Source organism: Streptomyces niger, assembly GCF_000718305.1.
In the GTDB taxonomy this organism is placed as follows: Bacteria; Actinomycetota; Actinomycetes; order Streptomycetales; family Streptomycetaceae; genus Streptomyces; species Streptomyces niger.
Genome location: NZ_JOFQ01000006.1, coordinates 302,022 through 323,595, shown reverse-complemented (window position 1 = coordinate 323,595; position 21,574 = coordinate 302,022). Strand labels below are relative to the sequence as shown.

The window sequence follows — 21,574 nt, the reverse complement described above, 5'->3', positions numbered from 1 at the left end:
GCCCTCGGCCCGGTGCGCGTACGCGGCCCGCCGACGACAGAACACCGCGACAACAGAAGACACCAGGAGGCCTGATGTCCCGACCGTTCCGCTTCGGCGTCAACACCCTCGCGATCGCCTCCGCCGACGAGTGGCGGAAGCGGTGCCGACAGGCCGAGTCGATCGGCTACGACGTCCTGCTCGTCCCCGACCACCTGGGCATGCCCGCGCCGTTCCCCGCGCTGGTGGCGGCGGCCGAGGCCACCGAGCGGCCGCGGGTGGGCACCTTCGTACTGAACACCGGTTTCTGGAACCCGGCGCTGCTGGCCCGCGAGGTGGCCACCACCGACGCGCTCACCGGCGGCCGACTCGAACTGGGCCTGGGCACCGGGTACGTACAGGCCGAGCACGAGTCCGCCGGTCTCCCCTGGGGCAGCCCCGGGCAGCGCGTCGACCACCTGGCCCGCACGATCGGGGAGCTGGACCGGCTGCTGGCCGATCCGGAGCACGTGCCGCACGCCGTGCAGACGCCCCGGCCGCCGTTGCTGATCGGCGGCAACGGCCGGCGGATGATGCGGCTGACGGCGCAGCACGCGGAGATCGCGGCGTTCCAGGGCGGCCGGCAGGCGCCGGGTAAGCCGGCGGGCACGCTGGAGCTGGCCTCCGCCGAGGACCTGGACGCGACGGTCGCCACGTACCGGGAGGCGGCGGCGGGCCGTACGGCACCGGCCGAGCTGAACATGCTGGTCCAGCAGGTGGTGCTCACCAATGACCGGCGGGCGACGGCCCGCGGGTTCGCCGCGCGCTTCGACAACCTGGACGAGGAGCAGCTGCTGGACGTCCCGACCCTGCTGTTCGGCACGGTCCGGCAGCTGGCCGACCAGCTCCGCGAGCGCCGGGAGCGGTACGGCTTCTCCTACATCACCGTCCTGGACGCGGCCATGGAGACGTTCGCGCCGGTCATCGAGGAGCTGCGAGGCACCTGAGGCCGGTCAGCGGCCTCGTTCGGGGACGCCGGCCGGGGCTTCGTGGCGCGGCCGGCCGGGCCACCACACCGCGGGGCCGATGTGCCGTACGAGCGCCGGCACGGGGACGGAGCGGACGACGGTGTCGAGGAGCACGCCGAGCAGCTCGCGACCTGCACCGCCATTCTGCAGGCCCTCAACCACGAGTTCGTGCAGGAGCGTTGGCGGGTGGGCGCGCCGGCAGGACCGGTGCGCGGGCGGCCGTCCCGCCTGGTGGAACCGGGTGGCCCGGGGGCGTCGACCGATGGTGGGATGCAGACATGAGTGATCTTCGTATCCGTGCCGCCCTGCCCGCAGAGCTCGACGGCGTCCTCGCCTTCTGGAAGCGGGCCGCCGAGGGCACCAGCATCAGCGACGACCGGGACGGCGTGGCCCGGCTCGTCGACCGCGACCCCGAGGCGCTGCTGCTCGCCGAGCGGGACGGCGAACTGGTCGGCACGGTGATCGCGGGGTTCGACGGCTGGCGCTGCCATCTGTACCGGTTGGCGGTGCACCCGGAGCGGCGGCGGCAGGGCATCGCGCGTGCCCTGCTGGCGGCGGCCGAGGAGCGGTTCGCGGCGTTGGGCGGGCGGCGCGCCGACGCGATGGTCCTCGACCGCAACGCCCTCGCGCACCACGCGTGGCAGGCGTCCGGGTACGCGCCGGAGCCGCAGTGGAGCCGCTGGGTGCGGCACCTGGAGGGCCCGCGGGCGAGCGCCGGCACGCCGGACTCCGCAGTGCGGGACGGGGTCGAGGCGTAGGGCGGACGGTCCGGGGAGCGCGGCGCGTCGCCCGGTGCGGAACCGCCGTTCCGGCCGACGATGCTGTGCATGACCGATGTGATGGCGCAGACGCCGGTGACCCCCGACGGCCGGCTGGGCAGGGCGGAGGAGCACCCGGGGCACGCCGACCGCGCGTACGTCCGGCGGCGGGACCGCATCGCGGCCCTCGCGACGGGACACCGGGTCGGCGCGCCCTCCCCGCTCGTGGAGTACACCGAGGAGGAGCACGCGACCTGGCGCACCGTGCTCGCCGCGCTGGCCGACGCGCAGCGGGGGCGGGTGTGCGAGGCGGTGGCCGAGGCCCGGAAGCGGACGCCCGTGCCGGAGGGGCACGTCCCCCAGCACGCGGAGGTCGGCGACCGGCTGCACGAGCTGACGGGCTTCCGGTTCACCTTGGCCGGGGGCATCGTGCCCAACGCCCGGTTCCTCGGTTCGATGGCCGACGGCTACTTCCACGCCGTGCAGTACGTACGGCATCCGGCGATGCCGCTCTACACCTTCGAGCCCGACGTCCTCCACGACATGCTCGGGCACGGCACGCATCTGTGCGATCCATGGTTCGCCGAGCTGTACCGCACGGTGGGCCGGGCCGCGGCCCGTGTCACGTCCGACGACGCGCTCGACCTGATCAGCCGGGTGTACTGGTACACACTGGAGTACGGCGTCGCCCACGAGGGCGGGCGGCCGAAGGCGTACGGCGCCGCGCTGCTGTCGTCGTACGGGGAACTACGACGCTTCGACCGGGCCGACATCCGGGCCTGGGACCTCGCCGACATCGCGTCCCGCCCGTACCAGGTCGCCGGGTACCAGCCGGTCCTGTACGCCGTCGAGTCGCTGGACCGTCTCGCCGAGACGCTGCACGGCTTCCTCGACGACTTCGACGAGTCCACCCGCGACCGCCTGGGGCTGCCGCCCCTGGAGCGCCGGGGGTTCATGGGGCGGCCCGCACCCCGGTAGCACCCCGCCCGCGCGGTCCCGTCGAAGAGATGACCGGCCGACCTTTTTTGCCGACCCTTTACTATGGATAGTCCCTCGGCTGCTGGATACACGGAATCCGCAGCCACTCCCCCGAAGAAAGGTGTGAGCGTCCGGCCATGGGCGACCCCCCTAGTCGCAGTCGCAGTCGTAGTCGACACCGCGCGACCCTCCCGGCCCTGCCCGACCATGGGACGGAGGTGATCCGATGACCGAGCTGCTTCTGCTGGCCGTGGCGCTCCTGCTGACCCTGGCCTGCGGCGTCTTCGTCGCGGCCGAGTTCTCGCTGACGACCGTCGAGCGCAGCGACCTGGAACGGGCCGCCGAGCGCGGCGAGCGCGGCGCGGACAGCGCCCTGAAGGCCGTACGCGGCCTGACCTTCCAGCTCTCCGGTGCCCAGCTGGGCATCACGGTCACCGGCCTGATCATCGGCATGCTGGCCAAGTCCTCCATCGCCGCGCTGCTCGCCGGCCCCCTGGAGGCCATGGGGCTGTCGCGCTCGGCGGGCGAGAGCATCGCGCTGGTCCTCGGTACGGCCGTCTCCACGATCGTGCTGATGGTCATCGGCGAGCTGGTGCCGAAGAACTGGGCGATCTCCAGCCCGCTGCCCATCGCCAAGCGGGTGGCCACCCTCCAGCGCGGCTTCAGTCACGCCTTCAAGCCGCTGATCGGCCACCTCAACAACACCGCCAACCGCGTGGTGCGCCGGATGGGCCTGGAGCCGGCCGAGGAGCTGGCGTCCGCGCGCGGGCCGCAGGAGCTGATGGCGCTCGCGCGGCACTCCGCCAAGGAGGGCGCGCTGGAGCCGGACACGGCCGAGCTGTTCGTCCGCACGCTCAACCTCGCCGACCTGACGGCGGAGAACGTCATGACCCCGCGGGTGCAGGTCACGGCGCTGGACGTGCAGTGCACGGCCGAGGACGTGGCCAACGCCACCCGCGCCACCGGCCTGTCCCGCTTCCCCGTCTACCGCTCCAGCCTGGACAGCATCGTCGGCGTCGCACACATCAAGGACGTGCTCGCGATACCGGCCGCGCGCCGGCCCCGGCACCCCATCGCCGACATGCTCCGCGAACCGCTGCTGGTACCGGAGACGCTGCCGGTCAACGAGCTGCTGGACCGGCTGTCCGGCAAGCGGACGATGGCCGTGGTGATCGACGAGTACGGCGGCACCGCCGGCGTCGCGACGCTGGAGGACATCGTCGAGGAGGTCGTCGGCGAGGTCGTCGACGAGCACGACCCCCAGGAGACCCCCGACCTGGCACCGGCCGGCGTGGACGAGGACGGCCGCACGCTGTACGACGCGGACGGCGCGGCCCGCGCCGACCAGCTGGAGCGGATCGGCCTGCGGATGCCGGAGGGCCCGTACGAGACGCTGGCGGGGCTGATCGCCACGGAGCTGGGCCGGATCCCGGAGCAGGGCGACGGGCTGACCGTCGCCGGGTGGCGGATGGAGGTCGTCGACGCGTCGGGCCACCGCGCGGCGCGCGTGCTGCTGCACGCCCCCGCCGCCGGTGACGAGGACGACGCGCGCACGCACGAGGAGGCCGCCCGATGACCGCGTTGCAGCTCTTCATCGGCCTGCTCACGCTGGTCGTCAACGCCTTCTTCGTGGGCGCCGAGTTCGCGCTGATCTCGGTGCGCCGCAGCCAGATCGAGCCGTACGCCGAACAGGGCGACCGCCGGGCGCGCAGCGTCATATGGGGTCTGCAGCACGTCTCCGCGCTGATGGCGGCGGCGCAGCTGGGCATCACGCTGTGCACGCTGGTGCTGGGCGCGGTCGCCGAGCCGGCCATCGCCCACCTGCTGGAGCCGCTGTTCCACGTCACGGGCGTGCCCGAGGCGCTGGTCCACCCGGTCTCCTTCGTGATCGCACTGGCCCTGGCGACGTATCTGCACATGCTCTTCGGCGAGATGGTGCCGAAGAACGTGGCGCTGGCGGAGCCGGTGCGCAGCGCGCTGCTGCTGGGGCCGCCGCTGGTGGCGATGGCGCGGGCGCTGCGCCCGGTGATCTTCACGGTCAACTCGTTCGCGAACGGGCTGCTGAAGCTGTTGCGGGTGGAGGCCAAGGACGAGGTCGCCGCGACCTTCTCCGACGCCCAGCTGGCCAAGATGGTGGAGGACTCCTCCGACGCCGGGCTGCTGGACGACCGGGGTGCCGAGCGGCTTCGGGACGCGCTGGAGCTGGGCCGCCGCCCGGTCCGCGACGTGGTCCTGCCGCTGGAGAAGGTGGTCTACGCCCGGCTGGGCGTCACGCCCGAGAGCCTGGAGGACCTGGCCGCGCGGTCGGGCTTCTCCCGCTTCCCCGTCGTCGACGACTCCCGCCGCATCCTGGGCTACCTGCACGTGAAGGACGCGCTGGACGCGATGCCGCGGGACCTGCCGTTCCAGGTGTCCTCGATGCGGCCGATCGCCCGGGTGCGGGCTGCGACGCCGCTGGACGACGTGCTGACCGCGATGCGCGGCTCGCGCACCCACCTCGCCGCCGTGATCGGCGACGACGGGCGGCTGGCGGGGCTGGTCACGATGGAGGACGTGCTGCGGGAGCTGGTGCTCCAGCGGCGGCCGGCGGCCTGACGGCGTCGCCCGGAGGCCGGCCGGCACCTCCCGGCGCGGGCGGTCCTGTACTGCGTATAGGATCGCTCGCGCCATGGAGATGAGTGCTCAGTACACCAGTTTTGTCGCGATCGGCGACTCCTTCACCGAGGGCATGTCGGACGCGCTGCCGGACGGCTCGTACCGCGGCTGGGCCGACCTGCTCGCCGCCCGCCTCGCCGCCGGGACGCCCGGCTTCCGGTACGCGAACCTCGCCGTGCGCGGCAAGCTGATCGGGCAGATCGCCCAGGAGCAGGCGCCCGCGGCCGCCGCCATGGGCGCCGACCTGGTCACGCTGGTGGGCGGCCTGAACGACGTACTGCGCCCGAAGTGCGACGTGGCGCGGGTGTGCGCGCTCCTGGAGGAGGCCGCGGCGCGACTGGCGCCGCACTGCAAGCAGCTCGTACTGATGCGCAGCCCCGGCCGACAGGGGCCGGTGCTGGAACGCTTCCGGCCGCGCATGGAAGCGCTCTTCGACCACATCGACGACGTCGCGCGGCGGCACGGCGCGCTCGTCGTGGACCTCTACGGCTCGGCGTCGCTCGGCGACCAGCGGCTGTGGGCCGACGACCGGCTGCACCTGACCGCCGAGGGCCACGAGCGGGTGGCCGAGGCGGTGTGGCAGGCGCTCGGGCTCCCACCGGAGGCGGAGTGGGACGCGCCGCTGCCGCCGCCGGTACCGCCGGGCTGGGTGGCCCGGCGCGCCTCGGACGCCCGCTTCGCCCGCACCCACCTGCTGCCGTGGATAGGCCGCCGGCTCACGGGCCGGTCGAGCGGCGACGGCCGCCCGCCGAAGCGCCCCGAGCTCCTTCCGTACGAGCCGGACGGTCCGACCGGCCCCTAGCAGCCACCGTGAAGTTATCGCAAAATGCGTTAACAACTCTGCTTTCCCGCTGCATTCCTCTGCTAGAAAAGCCGCATGCCCACCACCGCTCAGTACGCCGTCCCGGAGACGATGCGCGCCGCCGTGCTCGTCGCGCCCAAGCAGCTGGAGATCCAGGAGCGCCCCGTGCCCCGGCCGGGCCCCGGGCAGGTGCTCGTCCGCGTCGAGGCGGTCGGCGTGTGCGGCTCCGACGTGCACTACTACGAGCACGGGCGGATCGGCGACTTCGTCGTCCGCGCCCCCATGGTCCTCGGGCACGAGCCGGGCGGCACCGTCGTCGCACTCGGGCCCGGCGCCGACCGGCACACCGTCGGCCGGCCGGTGTCCATCGAGCCCGGCGTGCCCTGCGGCCGCTGCGCCCAGTGCCGGCACGGCCGGTACAACCTCTGCCCCGACGTGTCCTTCTACGCCACGCCGCCGGTGGACGGGGCGCTGTGCGAGTACGTGGCCGTCGACGAGGACTTCGCGCACCCGGTGCCGGAGTCGCTCGGCGCGGAGGGCGCGGCGCTGCTCGAACCGCTCTCCGTCGGCGTCTGGGCCTCCCGCAAGGGGCGGGTCGGGCCCGGCTCGCGGGTGCTGGTGACGGGCGCCGGACCGATCGGGCTGGTCGCGCTGCAGACCGCGCGGGCCTTCGGGGCGAGCGAGGTCGTGGTCACCGACGTCGCGCCGGAGCGGCTCGCCGTCGCCCGCGAGCTGGGCGCCACGACCACCGTGGACGCGCGCACGACCCGGCTCGCCGACACCGGCTACGAGCCGGACGTGCTGCTGGAGTGCTCGGGCGCGCCGGCCGCCGCCGAGGAAGGGTTGCGGGCGCTCGGCCGGGCCGGGCGCGCGGTGCTGGTCGGGATGGGCGGGGACACGATCCCGCTGCCGTTGGCACACGTGCAGAACTTCGAGATCGAGGTCACCGGCACCTTCCGGTACGCCAACACCTGGCCGACCGCCGTCGCGCTGGCCGCCGCCGGCGAGGTCGACCTGGCCCGGCTGGTCACCCACCGGTACGGCCTGGAGGACAGCGTGGCGGCACTCACCGCGGGCGCCGCCGACCCGACGGCGATCAAGGCCGTGGTGTGCCCGCAGCCCGGTGCGCGGCCGCGCACCGGCGCCTGACGGCACGCCGCCCCACGAGGAAGGAGGCCCGGGTGTCCGCCAGGCCACGGCTGTCGCAGGCGGCCGTCGAGGACCGCCGGCAGGACGTCCTGCGGTACGTCGCCGAGCGGGGCGAGATCCGCATCGACGCCCTCGCGGCGCACTTCGACCTCAGCCTGATGACCATGCACCGCGACCTGGACGACCTCGCGGTACGCGGCCTGCTGCGCAAGGAGCGAGGGCGCGCGGTCGCCTTCCCGGCGCTGACCATGGAGACCGCCACCCGCTTCCGGGTGGACGCAAACCGCGAGGTCAAGGAGGCGCTGTGCGCCGCCGCCGCGGAACGCGTCCGGCCCGGCAGCACCGTGCTGATCGACGACTCCACCACGCTGTACCCGCTGGCCGACGCGCTGACGGGGGCCGAGGGCGTGCGGGTCGTCACCAATTCGGTGGGGCTGGCGCAGCGGCTGTCGTCGGCCGGCGCCGCGGACGTCACGCTGCTCGGCGGGCAGTACCGGGGCGACTTCCACTCCTGCACCGGGCCCGAGGTGACGCGGGCGCTGTCCCGGATTCGCGCGGACCTGGCGCTGATGTCCGCGACGGCGGTGCACGACGGCCGGCTCTACCACCCACTGCCGGAGTTCGTCGAGGTCAAGGAGGCGATGCTGGCGGCCGCCGCGAGCAGCCTGCTGCTCGCCGACCACACCAAGTTCGGCAGGACCGCGACGTACTGCTACGGGGACGCCGCCTCGTACGAGGCGGTGCTCACCGACACCGGCACGGACGAGGCGGAGACCGCGGCCGTGCGGGAGCTGGGCGTGCCGGTCACGGCCGTCCCGGTGCGGTTGTAGCAAGCCACAATGCGGACCGTGGCACTGGCCTGCGCAAACGAACAGTAGAATCGGCTCACGTGACTGCAAAGCCCCGCATCCCCAATGTCCTGGCCGGCCGCTACGCCTCCACGGAGCTGGCCGTCCTGTGGTCCCCCGAGTACAAGGTCAAGCTGGAGCGGAAGCTGTGGCTCGCCGTGCTCCGCGCACAGAAGGACCTCGGCGTTGAGGTGCCCGAGCAGGCCCTCGCCGACTACGAGCGAGTCCTGGACAACGTCGACCTGGCCTCCATCGCCGAGCGCGAGAAGGTCACCCGGCACGACGTGAAGGCCCGGATCGAGGAGTTCAACGCCCTCGCCGGTCACGAGCAGGTCCACAAGGGCATGACCTCCCGCGACCTGACCGAGAACGTCGAGCAGCTCCAGGTCCGCCTCTCCCTCGAACTGATGCGGGACCGCACCGTCGCCGTCCTCGCCCGGCTCGGCAAGCTGGCCGGCGAGCACGCCGAGCTGGTCATGGCCGGCCGCTCGCACAACGTCGCCGCGCAGGCCACCACCCTCGGCAAGCGCTTCGCCACCGCCGCCGACGAGCTGCTCGTCGCCTACGGCCGGCTGGAGGACCTCCTCTCCCGTTACCCGCTGCGCGGCATCAAGGGCCCGGTGGGCACCGCGCAGGACATGCTCGACCTGCTCGGCGGCGACGCCGGCAAGCTCGCCGAGCTGGAGCAGCGCATCGCCTCCCACCTCGGCTTCGCGCAGAACTTCACCTCCGTCGGCCAGGTATACCCCCGCTCGCTCGACTACGACGTGGTCACCTCCCTGGTGCAGCTGGCCGCCGCGCCGTCCTCGCTCGCCAAGACCATCCGCCTGATGGCCGGCATCGAGCTGGTCACCGAGGGCTTCAAGCCCGGCCAGGTCGGCTCCTCGGCGATGCCGCACAAGATGAACACCCGCTCCTGCGAGCGCGTCAACGGCCTGATGGTCATCCTGCGGGGCTACGCCTCGATGGCCGGCGAGCTCTCCGGCGACCAGTGGAACGAGGGCGACGTGTCCTGCTCCGTGGTCCGCCGGGTCGCGCTGCCGGACGCGTTCTTCGCGCTGGACGGCCTGCTGGAGACCTTCCTGACCGTCCTGGACGAGTTCGGCGCCTTCCCCGCCGTCATCGCCCGCGAGCTGGACCGCTACCTCCCCTTCCTCGCCACGACGAAGGTGCTCATGGGTGCCGTACGCGCCGGTGTGGGCCGCGAGGTCGCGCACGAGGCGATCAAGGAGAACGCCGTGGCCGCCGCGCTCGCCATGCGCGAGCAGGGCGCCGAGCGCAACGAGCTGCTGGACAAGCTGGCCGCCGACGAGCGGATCCCGCTGGACCGCGACCAGCTGGCCGCGGCGATGGCCGACAAGCTGTCCTTCACCGGCGCCGCCGCCGACCAGGTGGCGGCCGTGGTCGCACGCATCGAGAAGATCGCCAAGGCGCACCCCGAGGCCGCGGCCTACACGCCCGGTTCCATCCTCTGACCCTCCCGTAGAACGGAGCGCCGTGCCGCGATTCACCCCCGAAGAACTGGAAGCCGCTCGTGGCCGCCTCGTCCCGGACGTGGCAGCGACCGGGCTCCGGGTCCTCTTCTGCGGTATCAACCCGGGCTTGATGTCGGCCGTGACCGGCCACCATTTCGCCCGGCCCGGCAACCGCTTCTGGCCCACGCTGCACGCCGCCGGATTCACCCCCCGGCGGCTGCGGCCGGACGAGGAGCAGGAGCTGCTGCGGTACGGCGTCGGCATCACCAACGTCGTCCAGCGGGCCACGGCCCGCGCGGACGAACTGGCGCCGGAGGAGTTCGAGGAGGGCGGCCGCCAGCTGGAGGAGAAGGTGCGCCGGCTGCGGCCGGCCTGGCTGGCGGTCGCCGGCGTCACCGCCTACCGCGCGGCCTTCGGCGACAAGCACGCCAAGGTCGGGCCGCAGGAGCGGACCATCGGCGGCGCCCGGATATGGGTGCTGCCCAACCCCAGCGGCCTGAACGCTCATTGGAACCCCACCACGCTGGCGGAGGAGTACGGCCGGCTGCGCGCGGCAGCGTTCGCCGAGGAGTGACCGCCCTGGCGGGGCAGCGGCGGGCCCGCCTCGCTGTCCGGCCACACCGCCGCGACCAGCTCGTACGGCAGGTACTCGGCGGCCCGTCCCACGCCGGTCGCCACCCGGCACTCCCCGACCGTCCACACATGCGCCGCCGGAGTCAGCGCGGACAGGTCGGCCAGCGGTGGCCGCACCGGTAAGCCCATCGCCGACCGCTCCAGATGGGGCGTCAGGTCCAGCACCCCGGGCGGCCCCCAGCGCGAGGACAGCATCCCGTCCAGCGCCGACCGCTCCGCCTCGAACTCCTCGGCGGCGGCCCGCTCGTCCGCCGGGTCCGGGTCCCAGAACTCCGCGCTTCTGCGGAGCGTCAGCAGCCGGCCGGCGTCGCCGGGCGCGGCGAGAGCGGCATCGATCGCGGACAGGTGAGCGGACAGGTGACCGGAAATCTGTTGCCTCGTCATGTCACCAGTAGAAACCCTGCCTCTGACAATCGGTCGTCACAGGCCGTGACCAGCGCAGTTGTGGGCTCGCCGCCGGCCGTCCGACCGGTTACGATCCCGCAAACACCCGAGGCGAGGGAGACGGACGTTGGGGCGGCTCACCGGCGGGGACCCCTCTCTGCTGCGACGGATCAACTCCGCCGTGGTGCTGCACGCGCTGCGTGGCGCCGACTCCGCGACCCTGACCCAACTGGTGGAGCTCACCGGCCTGTCCCGGCCGACCGTCGAAGGGGTCGTCGAGGGCCTGATCGAGTCGGGGCTGGTCGTCGAGGCGCCGGCGGACGAGGGCGCGGCGCGGCGGCAGGGCCGGCCCGCGCGCCGCTTCCGCTTCCGTGCCGAGGCCGGGCACCTGCTGGGCATCGAGATCGGCCCGCACCGGGTCTCGGCCCTGCTCTCCGATCTGTGCGGGCGGGTGCTGGGCTCGGTCCAGCACGACGTGGACGAGGCGATGCCGGCCGACCGGCGGCTGGCGTGCGTCCGGGACACCGCCGCCGATCTGCTGCTGCAGGCCGGCGTGGCCCGCGATTCGCTGCGCGCGGTGGGCGTCGCGGGCCCCGGCATCGTGGAGGCGGACGGCCGGGTACGGCTGGGTACCGCACTGCCGGGGTGGACGGGGCTGCCGCTGGGCGAACGGCTGCGCAAGTGGTTCCGCTGCCCGGTACTGGTGGAGAACGACGCCAACGCGGCGGCGGTCGCCGAACATTGGAAGGGCGCGGCGGCGGGCTCGGACGACGTGGTGTTCGTGCTGGCGGGGCTGAGTCCGGGCGCGGGGTCGCTGATCGGCGGGCGGCTGCACCGCGGGTTCGGCGGGGCGGCCGGCGAGATCGGCGCGCTGCACCTGCTGGGGCGGGAGGCGACGCCCGAGACGCTGCTGTCGACGACCGGCGAACCGCTGCACCCGCTGGACGAGGCGCAGGTCGCGCAGGTCTTCACGCTCGCGCGCGAGGGCGACGCACAGGCCCGGGACGCGGTGCAGCGCTTCCTCCAACGCCTGGTCCACGACGTCGCGGCGCTGGTCCTCGCGCTCGATCCGGAGATCGTCGTCATCGGCGGCTGGGCGGCCGGACTGGACGGCGTGCTCGGCCCGCTCCGTGAGGAACTGGCCCGCTACTGCCTCCGGCCACCCCACGTCGCCCTGTCCGTCCTCGGCGAGGCCGTGGTGGCGACGGGCGCGCTGCGCCTGGCCCTCGACCACGTGGAGGAACAGCTCTTCGCGGTGGAGGGTACGGTCACGGCCCGGCGGTGACCGGGTGCCGGCCGCGCGGAACCGCCGAGCGGTCCGGCGGCCGGCCGGGCAGGGACGGCTGACGAACGGTCAGCCGGGCAGTACGTCCAGGGTGTCGTGGTCGCCGAAGGTGAGGCGGCAGGTGTCGGCACGGTACGTGGAGACCGCGACGGCGGTGGTGCGGCCACCGGTCACGTACCGCGTGGTGACGACCAGGACGGGGGCGCCGGGCAGCCGGTCCAGCTGCTTGGCGTCCTCGGCGCGGGCGGAGCCGAGCTCCACGGCGCGCTCCTCGCCGTCCAGTGCGAGCCGCTGCAACTCGTGCAGGACGGCACGGGCGCGGGCGACCGGACCGGTGGTGGCGTCCGCCACGAGCCCGGGGACGGATCCGGCCGGTACGTAGAGCAGTTCGGCCGCGACCGGCTGACCGTGGTCGACCCGGGTGCGCCGTACGACGTGCAGGGTGTCCCCCGCGCCCGTGCCCAGCGCCTCGGCGACGGCCGCCGGGACCGCACCGCCGTCCACCGCGACCGCGTCGACCGGCTGCCAGGCGTCGCCGGGCGCGCCGGGCCAGCTGTGGCCGGACCGGTCCGCCACCGGCACGCCCATACGGGGCGGGGCGACCGTGGTGCCCACACCGCGGCGGCGCTGCAGTCGGCCTTCGAGTTCGAGCTGTTCGAGCGCCTGCCGGAGCGTGGCCCGCGCGACTCCGAAGCGCGCCGCGAGGTCCCGTTCGTTCGGCAGGATCTCGCCGACCGCGAACTCCGAGTCGAGCGCGTCACTGAGCACGGTCTTGAGGTGCCAGTACTTCGGTTCCTGCACCGTGTCGAGCTGCGTGGTCCCCACCCTGTCCTCCGCAATCGCCGGTTCCCCGGTCCGTCTCCGGGGGTGTCCCCGAGTGACCTCGGGTTTTGAGCGGTTCTTTATTAAAGGTTGTTGAAGTATCCCTGCGACGATATGGGCGGCCCCACCCTTGGTCAAGACCAATCGGCGATCCGATGCCGTAGCGTGACCGACTCAACACGGTCAGGGACGGTGGCCGGGCGTGGCACACCAGGGGGGCATTGGTTCGTTTCCGGCGGGTACGGTGCCGGCATGCTTGCCGTCCTCCACACCTCACCGGCCCACGTCCCCGTCTTCGATGCGCTGCGCGACGAGGAGGCGCCCGCGCTGAAGCTCCGTCACCTCGTCCATCCCGAGCTGCTCGACCGGGCGCGCGAGGCCGGTCCCGAAGCGGTCGCCGACGACGTGCGCGGTGCCCTCGCGGCGGCCGTGGCCGAGGGTGCGACGGCCGCCTTGTGCACGTGTTCCACGATCGGCGGCGTCGCCGAGGCGGCCGGGGCGGAGCTCGGCGTACCGGTGCTGCGCGCGGACCGGCCGATGGCCGCGGCCGCGGTGGCGGGCGGCGAGCGGATCACCGTCCTCGCGACGGTGGCGAGCACCCTGGAACCGACGGTCGCGCTCATCGAGGAGGAGGCGGAGCGCGCCGGCCGGCGGGTGGTGGTCCGTACGCATCTGGTGCCGGACGCGTTCGCGCTCTTCGAGGCGGACGACCACGAGGGCCATCTCGCCGCGGTGACCGAGGCCGTGCGGGCGGCGGACACCGACGGCAGCGCGGTCACCGTGGACGAGGCGGTGGAGGGCGCGGAGGACACCGGGGCGCCCAGGAGCGCGCACGTCATCGTGCTCGCGCAGGCGTCGATGGCGCCGGCGGCGGAGCGCGCCGACGTCCGTACTGAGGTGCTGACCAGCCCGCGCACCGGTCTGCGTGCCGCGGCACGGGCGGCGGGCGTCGTACCGCGGTAGGCGAAGGGGGCGTCAGGCCGCGGTGGGCTCCTCCCCCAGCGCGGCCAGCTTGTCGGGGTTGCGGACGACGTAGATCGTCTGGATGCGGCCGTCCACCACGTCGACCTGGAAGAGCGTGTCGACCCGGTCGCCGACCCGTCCGACGAGCGCGAACCCGCCGTTGAGCGCGGCGAGGTCCCACCGCATCTCCGCCGGCTGGTTCTTCGCGACGGACACCAGGAAGCGGCCGACCTTGTCGGAGTTCTCGATGACGCGCAGCGGCGCCTTGGCCTTGCCGCCGCTGTCGCCGACCAGCCGGACGTCCTCGGCGAGCAGGCCGATCAGCCCCTGGAGGTCCTCGCCGGCCGCGGCGGCGAGGAACCGTTCGGTCAGGTCGCGCTGGCGCTCGGGGTTCACCTCGAAGCGCGGCTTGCGCTCCGCCACGTGGCGCCGGGCACGCCCCGCCAGTTGGCGCACGGCGGGCTCGCCGCGCTCCAGTACCGCGGCGATCTCGGCGTACGAGTAGCCGAACGCCTCGCGCAGCACGAAGACGGCCCGCTCCAGCGGCGAGAGGGATTCCAGGACGACGAGGACGGCGAGCGTGACGGACTCGGTGAAGACGGCACGGTCCGCGCCGTCCGGGACGGCGCCCCCGAAGTCGGTCGCGACGGGCTCGGGCAGCCACGGCCCCACGTACGTCTCGCGCCGGGCCTGTACCTGGCGCAGCCGGTCGATGGCGAGCCGGGTGGTGACGCGCACCAGGTAGGCACGCGGCTCGCGCACCGTTTCGTGGTCGGCGGCCGACCAGCGCAGCCACGCCTCCTGGACGACGTCCTCGGAGTCGGCCACCCGGCCGAGCATGCGGTAGGCGACGCCCTGCAGGAAGGGGCGGTGTTCTTCGAAGACATCGGTCGCGGCATCCGTGAGCACGCCCTCATCCCACCGGCACGGCCGCGCGTTGTCCAGCCTACGGCGTACGGCCGCGCGCCCGGCGGCCGTCCCGCGGACGGTGCGCTCCGCGGAATCGGGGTCCGCCTGCTACCGCCGGGTAATGATTGCTGACATGGTGTCTCTCAGGCCGTCCCCACGAACGGCCCCTCCCCCGACGGCTTCCCCTCCCCTCGAAGGAGCCCCATGACGACCGTTACGGCTTCCGCCCTGCACGTCTCCCCCGACGGCCGTCCGCCGTTCACGGTCGCGTACGAGCGCAAGGGCTCCGGCGAGCCGGTCGTGCTGCTGCACGGCATCGGCCACCACTACCAGGCCTGGGAACCGGTGTTCAGCGTCCTGGCCGCCTCGCACGACGTGATCGCGCTCGACCTGCCGGGCTTCGGCGCGTCGCCCGCGCTCCCCGACGGCGTGCCGTACGGCATGACGTCGGTCGTCCCGCTGCTGACGGACACCTTCGCGGCGCTGGGCATCGAGCGGCCGCACGTGGTGGGCAACTCGCTCGGCGGGCTGCTCGCGCTGGAGCTGGGCCTGACCGGGGCGGCGCGGTCGGTGACGGCGCTGTCCCCGGCCGGCTTCTGGACGGAGGCCGAACGGCGGTACGCCTTCGGAGTGCTGATGGGCATGCGGGCCGGGGCGAAGGCGCTGCCGCAGCCGGTGGTCGAGGCGCTGGCCCGTTCGGCGGCCGGCCGCGCGGCGCTGACCAGCTCCATCTACGCACGACCCGGGCGCCGTTCGCCGGCCGCCGTGGCCGCCGAGACGCGGGCCCTGCGGGAGGCGCCCGGCTTCACCGCCACGCTCGCGGCGGGGCGCGGCCCCGGCGTGCTCTTCCAGCACGACATCCCGGACATCCCGGTGACCATCGGCTGGGGCAGCCGCGACCGGCTGCTGCTGCCCCGCCAAGGGCTGCGCGCCAAGCGCGTGATCCCCGGCGCCCGCCTCGTACGCCTTCCCGGCTGCGGCCACGTCCCCATGAACGACGACCCGGCTCTCGTGGCCCGCGTCATCCTGGACACGGTGGCGCCGACCGGGAGCTGACGCCCCGCGCCGGCCTCCTGGCCATCCTCCCCGCCACTTGCGACCATGGGCCGGTTCGGCGTTCCGTGGTGCCGTCACCCCGTTGTTCACCAGGGGTTCGGCCGCGGGGCACCGGAGGCCGGTACGAACGGGACGTCGGCGAAGGCGATCGGACCACGGGAGGACGCACATGGCGCAGGGAGCAGCGGACGGCAGAGCCCTCGGGCGGCGGACGGTGCTGCAGGGGGCGGCGGCCGCGTCCGCGGCGTTCGCGCTGCCGGCGATCGGCTGCGCGGCGCCTGCCCAGGCGCGCGGCGGCCGGCCGAGCGCCGAGTGGGGCGTGCAGGTGGGTGACGTGACGACCGGCTCCGGGCTGGTGTGGGTGCGCTCGGACCGGCCCGCGCGGATGACCGTGCAGACGGCGGCGACCGAGTCGTTCCGCAACGCGCGGACCTGGCACGGCCCGGTCGTCGGCGCGGGGACCGACTTCACCGGGGTCACGTCGCTGCGCGGCCTGCCGCCCGGCGAGCAGATCCACTACCGGGTCACGCTCGCCGACCCCGACGACCCCCGGCGCGCGGGCGAGCCGGTGACCGGCACGTTCCGCACCGCGCCGGTGAAGCGCGGCGAACGGGTGCGGTTCCTGTGGTCCGGGGACCTCGCGGGGCAGGGCTGGGGCATCAACCCGGACCGCGGCGGCTACCGGATCTACGAGGAGATGCGGCGCCGGGACCCGGACTTCTTCCTGTGCAGCGGCGACAACATCTACGCCGACTCCCCCATCGAGGCGAGCGTGCAGCTGCCCGACGGGCGCACCTGGCGCAACGTCACCACCGAGGAGAAGGCGAAGGTCGCCGAGACGCTGGCGGAGTTCCGCGGCGCCTTCCGGTACAACCTGCTGGACGAGAACCTGCGGCGGTTCAACGCGCAGGTGCCCACGATCACCCAGTGGGACGACCACGAGGTGCACAACAACTGGTATCCGGGGCAGGTCCTGGACGACGACCGGTACACGGTGAAGGACGTGGACGTGCTGTCCGCGCGCTCGCTGCGGGCGTTCAGCGAGTACTTCCCGATCCGTACGCTGCGCCCGGACGGGCACGGGCGGGTGTACCGGGTGGTCCACCACGGGCCGCTGCTGGACGTGTTCGTGCTGGACATGCGGACGTACCGGAACGCCAACTCCGGGAACGAGCAGGCCGAGGACGCGCAGGGCATCCTGGGCGCCGAGCAGCTGCGCTGGCTGAAGCGGGAGCTGTCGCGGTCCCGGGCCGTGTGGAAGGTGATCGCCTCGGACATGCCGCTGGGGCTGGTCGTGCCGGACGGCAAGACCCGCTTCGAGGCGGTGGCGCAGGGCGACCCGGGGCAGCCGCTGGGGCGGGAGCTGCAGCTCGCGGAGTTGCTGCGGCACATCAAGCACCGGCGGATCACGGGCACGCTGTGGCTGACGACGGACGTGCACTACACCTCGGCGCAGCGCTACGACCCCGCACGGGCGGCGTTCAAGGACTTCGAGCCGTTCTGGGAGTTCGTCTCCGGGCCGCTGAACGCGGGCGGGTTCCAGGCGCTGAAGCTGGACGGTACGTTCGGGCCCGAGCAGCGGTTCCTCAAGGCGCCGAACCGGGCGAACACCTCGCCGGCCGAGACGCCGCAGTACTTCGGCGAGATCGACATCGACGGCGGGAGCGGGGAACTGACGGTGCGGCTGCGGCAGGACAACGGTGAGGTGTTGTTCAGCCAGATCCTGCAACCGGGGCGAGTCGGACAGTAGTGGCGATTGCCGCCGAAGGCGGCGGTAAGGGCAATTGCGTCCTTTACCTGGCGGTCACACGTCGTTTGTGATCATGCAACACCGGTCGGTGATGCTGGGGTGCATGACTGAGAAAACCGAGCACTGCACCGCCCGCCGTTCGATGTGGCGGCGGGCCGCCGACCGCCTCGCCACCGGCCTGCCCCGCGGGTGGTCAGGACGCCAGGAACCGGCGCCGCCGCCGGGCGATACCGGCGCCACGGCGTCGCCCGCGCCCGCCCTCACCGAGGGCGCGGCGCTTCCCGACACGACGCTGTGGCGCATGCGCACGACCGTACGGGACGAGCCGGGCAGCCTGGCCGCGCTGTGCCAGGCACTGGCCGCGCACCGGGTGGACATCCTGAGCCTGCAGACCCACCCGCTGTCGGACGGCACGGTGGACGAGTTCCTGCTGCGCGTGCCGGGCGCGCCGGACCGGACCGTGCTGACCGGAGCGGTGGCCGCGGCGGGCGGCCGGGACACCTGGCTGGAACGCGCCGATGCGCATGATCTCGTCGACGCGCCGGCCCGTATGCTGTCCCTGGCCACCCGTACGGCCCTGGACTCCGCGGAACTCCCCCTGTCGCTGCGGCAGTTGCTGGGCCGCTGCACCATCCACTCGGTACCCGCGCGCACGCTGAAGGGCGAGCCGTTGGCCGAACGGGTGCCGGACGAAGGCGTTCTCGAGGACCACATCATGAAGTTCCGCGACCCGTCCGGAGGGTCGATCACCATCGAGCGGCCGCAGCTGCCGTTCACCCCGACCGAGTTCGCCCGGGTGCGGGCTCTGGTGGAGCTGGACGCCCGGCTCGGCCAGCGGGTGCCGGAGCGCCGGGACACCCTCACCCTCTCCGAGGGTGCCCCGCTCACGGTGCGCCGGGCCGACACCTCCGACCTGGCAGCGGCCCGCGAGATGCACGACCGCTGCTCGGACCGGACGCTGTCGCTGCGCTACAACGGGCCGGTGCAGGACTCCGTCCGCTACCTCGACCACCTGCTGAGCCCGCGGCACGGCCGCACGCTCGCCGTGGAGACCGCGTCCGGGCGGCTGGTGGCCCTGGGCCACCTGCTGTGGGACGGCGACGAGACCGAGGTGGCGCTGCTGGTGGAGGACGCCTGGCAGCACCGCGGCATCGGCGCAGAGCTGCTGGAGCGGCTGGTCGCGATGGCCGCCGAGACGGGCTCGGAGAGCGTGTACGCGATCACGCAGGCGTCCAACACCGGGATGGTGGCGGCCATGCGCGGCCTCGGGCTGCCGCTGGACTACCAGATCGAAGAGGGCACGCTGGTGATCACGGCCCGGCCGGCGGGGCTGCGGCGCCGGCCGCAGCCGGTTCCCGGTACGCGGGAGACGGCCGGCCGCTGAGCGCCGCGTCGAGGTCCCGCCACAGGTCCTCGACGTCCTCCAGGCCCACCGACATCCGCAGCAGCTTCTCGGAGATGCCGCCGGTCGCGCGGTCGGCGGCGTCGACGATGCGGTGGCTGATCGACGCCGGGTGCTGGAGGAGCGTGTCGACGCTGCCGAGGCTGACCGCCGGGGTGATCAGACGCACCCCGGCGGTCACCTCGTGCGGGTCCCCGCACACCTCGAACGCCACCATCGCACCGCCGAGCCGCGGGTAGTGCACCCGCGCCACCGCGGGGTGCGCGGCGAGCCGCCGGGTCAGCTCGGCCGCGGTGGCGGACGCGGCCCGCACCCGTACGGGGAGGGTGGCCAGCCCGCGCAGCAGCAGGTAGCCGGCGAGCGGGTGCAGCACGCCGCCCGTGGCGAAGCGCACCTGCCGCAGCCGCCGCGCGAACTCCTCGTCGCAGGCCACCACGCCGCCCAGCACGTCGCCGTGGCCGCCCAGGTACTTCGTCGCGCTGTGCAGGACCAGCCGGGCACCGGCCTCGGCGGGGCGCTGCAGGACGGGGGTGGCGAAGGTGTTGTCGGCCAGCAGCGGTACGGATCCGCAGGCGTGCGCGACGGCCGCGAGGTCGGTCTCGGCGAGCGTGGGGTTGGCCGGGCTCTCGACCATGACCAGGCCGGTGTCGGGTCGGATCGCGGCGGCGATCCCGGCCGGGTCGGTCCAGGTGACGTCCGTGCCGAGCAGCCCGCCGGTCAGCAGGTGGTCGCTACAGCCGTACAGCGGGCGGACGGCGACGACGTGGCGCAGGCCTTCGGCGTGCCGGGCGAGGAGGCAGGCGGTGAGGGCCGCCATGCCGCTGGCGAAGGCGACGGCGGACTCGGTGCCTTCGAGGCGCGCGAGCGCGGCTTCGAAGCGGGCGACGGTGGGGTTGCCGAGCCGGCCGTAGACGGGTGGCCCCTCGAACTCGGCTCCGGTGGCGGCGAACGCGTCGAGGCGGGCGGCCTCGGCCCGGCTGTCCGCCGAGGGATAGGTGGTGGACAGGTCCAGCGGGGCGGCGTGCAGCCCTTGGGCGGCGAGATCCTCGCGGCCGGCGTGCACGGCTTCGGTGGCCAGGGCGGCGCGGGGTGCGGTGACGGTGAGGGGAGTGAGGGGGGCGCGGTCCGGGCGCGCGGGTGAACGGGTCATGCCACGATGCTGGTCAGGCGGGCTGACCGGATGGTCAACTTCCGTGTTACGTTCGGGACATGGCCGACTCTGTACGTCTCGATCCGGTGGACCTGGAGATTTTACGCCTGCTGCAGAACGACGCCCGGACCACGTACCGCGAGCTGGCCGCGTCGGTCGGCGTCGCGCCGTCGACCTGTCTGGACCGGGTGACCCGACTGCGCCGCAGTGGCGTGATCCTCGGGCACGAACTACGCCTGGACCCCGCGAAACTGGGTCGCGGGCTCCAGGCGCTGCTGTCGGTGCAGGTGCGACCGCACCGCCGGGAGCTGGTCGGCCCGTTCGTGGAACGGATCCGCTCGCTGCCCGAAGCGCTCTCCCTCTTCCATCTGACCGGCCCCGAGGACTACCTCGTCCATGTCGCCGTCCGGGACGCGGCCGACCTCCAGCGGCTGGTCCTGGACGAGTTCACCGCGCGCCGCGAGGTGGCCCGGGTCGAGACGCGGCTGGTCTTCCAGCGCTGGACGTGCGGCCCGCTGCTGCCGCCGGCGGAAGCGGCCGGCGAGAAGACGCGCTGAACGCCTGAGGCGCGCCGGGCTCGCTACATCACCGAGCCGGGCGGCGCGATGACCAGCCTGAGGTGCAGGCCGGCGGCGCGCAGGCCCCGGTGGACGGGGAGGCTGGGGCGGATCAGGACCAGGCTGCCGCGCAGGGAGCGCAGCGCGCTCTGCACCCCGAGGAGGGTGTAGAGGCCGGCGTTGTCGCAGGAGGTGACCCCGGACAGGTCCAGCCGGAGGTGCCGGGCGCCGCTCGCCATGACCGCCGCGGTGGCGTCGCACAGCTCGCTGACGCTGTCGCCGTCCAGGACACCCACCACGGCCAGCTTGGCCAGTGTGGGTGAGCCGGCGGGGACCGGCCACCGTTCGATCCGTACGCGCCTGTCGGTCCGGGTCTTCACATGCATCCCGGCCGCCTCCCTTCTGCCGACCGCTCACGGCCTCGCCGGTTCGGGCCCATAGTGACGCGGAACAGGGCCTCGCACGACCCCGCGATCGAAACCGATCGAAGAATTCCGTCACAGACCGTGACCGTGGCACGGGCATGTGCCGCGGCCACGGTCACACGGCGTACGCACGAGGCGCGGCACGCCGACCGCCGCTCCGGCTACGCGCGCGGCTCCTCCTCCAGCGCGTCGCGGGTGGTCTCGATGAGCAGCCGGGCCTCCTCCTCGCGTGCGTCGTAACGGCCCGGGTGCGCCGACACCTGGACGCTCTGGGCCAGTTGACCGGCCGTGAGCTCCGGGGCGCCCGCGTCCTCCTCGATGGCCCGCGCGAAGAACCGGTGCGCGGCGTGGTTGACGTTCATGCACTCCTCGGCCGTGCCCCAGTCCATGCTGGGGCGCTGCTGGAACACGCCGACCGAGTCGAGGTCGCCGTGGTCGAGGTTCTCCATGCCCGATTCGACGAGCGCGGCCTCGAAGGCGGCGAGCACGGCCTTGTCCGAGGCGTCCAACTCCTGCCCGACCAGGTAGACGACTTCGGCCACTTCCGGGTCGGGGCGTCCTCTCGCGGGGCCGGGTGGCGGTCCTTG

General features: G+C 73.7%; 23 protein-coding genes. 16 read left to right on the top strand and 7 right to left on the bottom strand.

Going from position 1 to position 21,574, the window contains the following annotated elements; translation table 11 throughout:
• Positions 1 to 74 precede the first annotated feature (74 nt).
• Positions 75 to 965: an LLM class F420-dependent oxidoreductase gene (locus IF20_RS14005; protein ID WP_052865452.1), complete on the top strand. Its 891-nt coding sequence runs from the start codon at positions 75 to 77 to the stop codon at positions 963 to 965.
• Positions 966 to 971: 6 nt separating this feature from the next.
• Here the strand turns inward: IF20_RS14005 and IF20_RS39160 are convergent, their stop codons facing one another.
• Complete coding sequence (locus IF20_RS39160) at positions 972 to 1,148, bottom strand: hypothetical protein (protein ID WP_199896598.1); 177 nt, start codon at positions 1,146 to 1,148, stop codon at positions 972 to 974.
• Between the two features lie 116 nt (positions 1,149 to 1,264).
• On the opposite strand from IF20_RS39160, the gene IF20_RS14000 reads away from it, so the two are divergent.
• The 9 genes from IF20_RS14000 to mug all read left to right on the top strand — a co-directional run bounded on the left by IF20_RS14000 (position 1,265) and on the right by mug (position 10,225).
• Positions 1,265 to 1,744 carry a GNAT family N-acetyltransferase gene (locus IF20_RS14000; RefSeq protein WP_052865451.1) on the top strand — a complete coding sequence of 160 codons (480 nt, stop codon included), beginning with the start codon at positions 1,265 to 1,267 and terminating at the stop codon, positions 1,742 to 1,744.
• Positions 1,745 to 1,813: 69 nt separating this feature from the next.
• On the top strand, positions 1,814 to 2,722 hold the full coding sequence (locus tag IF20_RS13995; protein WP_052865540.1) for a phenylalanine 4-monooxygenase: 909 nt from the start codon (positions 1,814 to 1,816) through the stop codon (positions 2,720 to 2,722).
• A gap of 226 nt (positions 2,723 to 2,948) precedes the next feature.
• Positions 2,949 to 4,298, top strand: a complete 1,350-nt coding sequence (locus tag IF20_RS13990) for a hemolysin family protein (protein WP_052865450.1) — start codon at positions 2,949 to 2,951, stop codon at positions 4,296 to 4,298.
• Positions 4,295 to 5,317: a hemolysin family protein gene (locus IF20_RS13985; protein ID WP_052865449.1), complete on the top strand. Its 1,023-nt coding sequence runs from the start codon at positions 4,295 to 4,297 to the stop codon at positions 5,315 to 5,317. Before IF20_RS13990 ends, IF20_RS13985 begins: the two co-directional genes overlap by 4 nt.
• Positions 5,318 to 5,390: 73 nt before the next feature.
• A complete protein-coding gene (locus tag IF20_RS13980) occupies positions 5,391 to 6,179 on the top strand; it encodes an SGNH/GDSL hydrolase family protein (RefSeq protein WP_052865448.1) in 789 nt (262 codons plus the stop codon).
• 75 nt (positions 6,180 to 6,254) lie between these two features.
• Positions 6,255 to 7,328 carry an NAD(P)-dependent alcohol dehydrogenase gene (locus IF20_RS13975; protein ID WP_052865447.1) on the top strand — a complete coding sequence of 358 codons (1,074 nt, stop codon included), beginning with the start codon at positions 6,255 to 6,257 and terminating at the stop codon, positions 7,326 to 7,328.
• Between the two features lie 32 nt (positions 7,329 to 7,360).
• Entirely contained in the window at positions 7,361 to 8,158 is a 798-nt protein-coding gene (locus IF20_RS13970) for a DeoR/GlpR family DNA-binding transcription regulator (RefSeq protein WP_052865446.1), read from the top strand.
• Positions 8,159 to 8,217: 59 nt separating this feature from the next.
• Complete coding sequence (gene purB, locus IF20_RS13965; protein ID WP_052865445.1) at positions 8,218 to 9,651, top strand: adenylosuccinate lyase; 1,434 nt, start codon at positions 8,218 to 8,220, stop codon at positions 9,649 to 9,651.
• Between the two features lie 22 nt (positions 9,652 to 9,673).
• Positions 9,674 to 10,225: a G/U mismatch-specific DNA glycosylase gene (gene mug / locus IF20_RS13960; protein WP_052865444.1), complete on the top strand. Its 552-nt coding sequence runs from the start codon at positions 9,674 to 9,676 to the stop codon at positions 10,223 to 10,225.
• On the opposite strand, the gene IF20_RS13955 is transcribed toward mug, so the two are convergent.
• Entirely contained in the window at positions 10,156 to 10,668 is a 513-nt protein-coding gene (locus tag IF20_RS13955) for a hypothetical protein (protein WP_052865443.1), read from the bottom strand. The two genes, mug and IF20_RS13955, sit on opposite strands and share 70 nt — an antisense overlap.
• A gap of 127 nt (positions 10,669 to 10,795) precedes the next feature.
• Here IF20_RS13955 and IF20_RS13950 point away from each other — a divergent pair, with 127 nt between their 5' ends.
• Positions 10,796 to 11,953 (top strand): ROK family transcriptional regulator, encoded by a 1,158-nt coding sequence (locus IF20_RS13950; protein WP_052865442.1) that lies wholly within the window; start codon positions 10,796 to 10,798, stop codon positions 11,951 to 11,953.
• 69 nt (positions 11,954 to 12,022) lie between these two features.
• Here IF20_RS13950 and IF20_RS13945 read toward each other — a convergent pair whose 3' ends face one another.
• Positions 12,023 to 12,778 carry a GntR family transcriptional regulator gene (locus IF20_RS13945; RefSeq protein WP_052865441.1) on the bottom strand — a complete coding sequence of 252 codons (756 nt, stop codon included), beginning with the start codon at positions 12,776 to 12,778 and terminating at the stop codon, positions 12,023 to 12,025.
• A gap of 249 nt (positions 12,779 to 13,027) precedes the next feature.
• On the opposite strand from IF20_RS13945, the gene IF20_RS13940 reads away from it, so the two are divergent.
• The gene (locus IF20_RS13940; RefSeq protein ID WP_052865440.1) at positions 13,028 to 13,738 is read left to right on the top strand and encodes a hypothetical protein; all 711 of its coding nucleotides are present in this window, start codon (positions 13,028 to 13,030) and stop codon (positions 13,736 to 13,738) included.
• Positions 13,739 to 13,750: 12 nt separating this feature from the next.
• On the opposite strand, the gene sigJ is transcribed toward IF20_RS13940, so the two are convergent.
• On the bottom strand, positions 13,751 to 14,647 hold the full coding sequence (gene sigJ / locus IF20_RS13935; protein WP_052865439.1) for an RNA polymerase sigma factor SigJ: 897 nt from the start codon (positions 14,645 to 14,647) through the stop codon (positions 13,751 to 13,753).
• A 204-nt stretch (positions 14,648 to 14,851) separates the two neighbouring features.
• Between sigJ and IF20_RS13930 the strand changes: the two genes are divergently transcribed.
• The 3 genes from IF20_RS13930 (at position 14,852) to IF20_RS13920 (ending at position 18,837) form a co-directional block, all read left to right on the top strand.
• Positions 14,852 to 15,703: an alpha/beta fold hydrolase gene (locus IF20_RS13930; protein WP_110944147.1), complete on the top strand. Its 852-nt coding sequence runs from the start codon at positions 14,852 to 14,854 to the stop codon at positions 15,701 to 15,703.
• Between the two features lie 169 nt (positions 15,704 to 15,872).
• The gene (locus tag IF20_RS13925) at positions 15,873 to 17,453 is read left to right on the top strand and encodes an alkaline phosphatase D family protein (RefSeq protein WP_052865438.1); all 1,581 of its coding nucleotides are present in this window, start codon (positions 15,873 to 15,875) and stop codon (positions 17,451 to 17,453) included.
• A 142-nt stretch (positions 17,454 to 17,595) separates the two neighbouring features.
• Positions 17,596 to 18,837 (top strand): GNAT family N-acetyltransferase, encoded by a 1,242-nt coding sequence (locus IF20_RS13920; protein ID WP_407702493.1) that lies wholly within the window; start codon positions 17,596 to 17,598, stop codon positions 18,835 to 18,837.
• Here the strand turns inward: IF20_RS13920 and IF20_RS13915 are convergent.
• Positions 18,764 to 20,005, bottom strand: a complete 1,242-nt coding sequence (locus tag IF20_RS13915; RefSeq protein WP_052865436.1) for a trans-sulfuration enzyme family protein — start codon at positions 20,003 to 20,005, stop codon at positions 18,764 to 18,766. The genes IF20_RS13920 and IF20_RS13915 overlap by 74 nt on opposite strands.
• A gap of 59 nt (positions 20,006 to 20,064) precedes the next feature.
• Here IF20_RS13915 and IF20_RS13910 point away from each other — a divergent pair, with 59 nt between their 5' ends.
• On the top strand, positions 20,065 to 20,562 hold the full coding sequence (locus IF20_RS13910; RefSeq protein WP_052865435.1) for an Lrp/AsnC family transcriptional regulator: 498 nt from the start codon (positions 20,065 to 20,067) through the stop codon (positions 20,560 to 20,562).
• A gap of 23 nt (positions 20,563 to 20,585) precedes the next feature.
• Here IF20_RS13910 and IF20_RS13905 read toward each other — a convergent pair whose 3' ends face one another.
• Together IF20_RS13905 and IF20_RS13900 are read right to left on the bottom strand one after the other, a co-directional pair.
• Positions 20,586 to 20,948, bottom strand: coding sequence for an STAS domain-containing protein (locus IF20_RS13905; RefSeq protein ID WP_052865434.1), 363 nt, complete (start codon positions 20,946 to 20,948; stop codon positions 20,586 to 20,588).
• Between the two features lie 200 nt (positions 20,949 to 21,148).
• Entirely contained in the window at positions 21,149 to 21,529 is a 381-nt protein-coding gene (locus IF20_RS13900) for a hypothetical protein (RefSeq protein WP_052865433.1), read from the bottom strand.
• Between the last annotated feature and the right edge of the window lie 45 nt (positions 21,530 to 21,574).

Excerpts from the sequence above, each read along its gene's own strand:
- IF20_RS13980 (WP_052865448.1), top strand. The coding sequence starts at position 5,391 with ATGGAGATGAGTGCTCAGTACACCAGTTTTGTCGCGATCGGCGACTCC.
- IF20_RS13985 (WP_052865449.1), top strand. The coding sequence starts at position 4,295 with ATGACCGCGTTGCAGCTCTTCATCGGCCTGCTCACGCTGGTCGTCAAC.
- IF20_RS13920 (WP_407702493.1), top strand. The coding sequence starts at position 17,596 with ATGTGGCGGCGGGCCGCCGACCGCCTCGCCACCGGCCTGCCCCGCGGG.
- IF20_RS13940 (WP_052865440.1), top strand. The coding sequence starts at position 13,028 with ATGCTTGCCGTCCTCCACACCTCACCGGCCCACGTCCCCGTCTTCGAT.
- IF20_RS13905 (WP_052865434.1), bottom strand. The coding sequence starts at position 20,948 with ATGCATGTGAAGACCCGGACCGACAGGCGCGTACGGATCGAACGGTGG.
- IF20_RS13975 (WP_052865447.1), top strand. The coding sequence starts at position 6,255 with ATGCCCACCACCGCTCAGTACGCCGTCCCGGAGACGATGCGCGCCGCC.
- IF20_RS13995 (WP_052865540.1), top strand. The coding sequence starts at position 1,814 with ATGACCGATGTGATGGCGCAGACGCCGGTGACCCCCGACGGCCGGCTG.
- IF20_RS13925 (WP_052865438.1), top strand. The coding sequence starts at position 15,873 with ATGGCGCAGGGAGCAGCGGACGGCAGAGCCCTCGGGCGGCGGACGGTG.
- IF20_RS13915 (WP_052865436.1), bottom strand. The coding sequence starts at position 20,005 with ATGACCCGTTCACCCGCGCGCCCGGACCGCGCCCCCCTCACTCCCCTC.
- IF20_RS14000 (WP_052865451.1), top strand. The coding sequence starts at position 1,265 with ATGAGTGATCTTCGTATCCGTGCCGCCCTGCCCGCAGAGCTCGACGGC.
- IF20_RS14005 (WP_052865452.1), top strand. The coding sequence starts at position 75 with ATGTCCCGACCGTTCCGCTTCGGCGTCAACACCCTCGCGATCGCCTCC.
- IF20_RS13990 (WP_052865450.1), top strand. The coding sequence starts at position 2,949 with ATGACCGAGCTGCTTCTGCTGGCCGTGGCGCTCCTGCTGACCCTGGCC.
- IF20_RS13910 (WP_052865435.1), top strand. The coding sequence starts at position 20,065 with ATGGCCGACTCTGTACGTCTCGATCCGGTGGACCTGGAGATTTTACGC.
- IF20_RS13955 (WP_052865443.1), bottom strand. The coding sequence starts at position 10,668 with ATGACGAGGCAACAGATTTCCGGTCACCTGTCCGCTCACCTGTCCGCG.
- IF20_RS13930 (WP_110944147.1), top strand. The coding sequence starts at position 14,852 with ATGACGACCGTTACGGCTTCCGCCCTGCACGTCTCCCCCGACGGCCGT.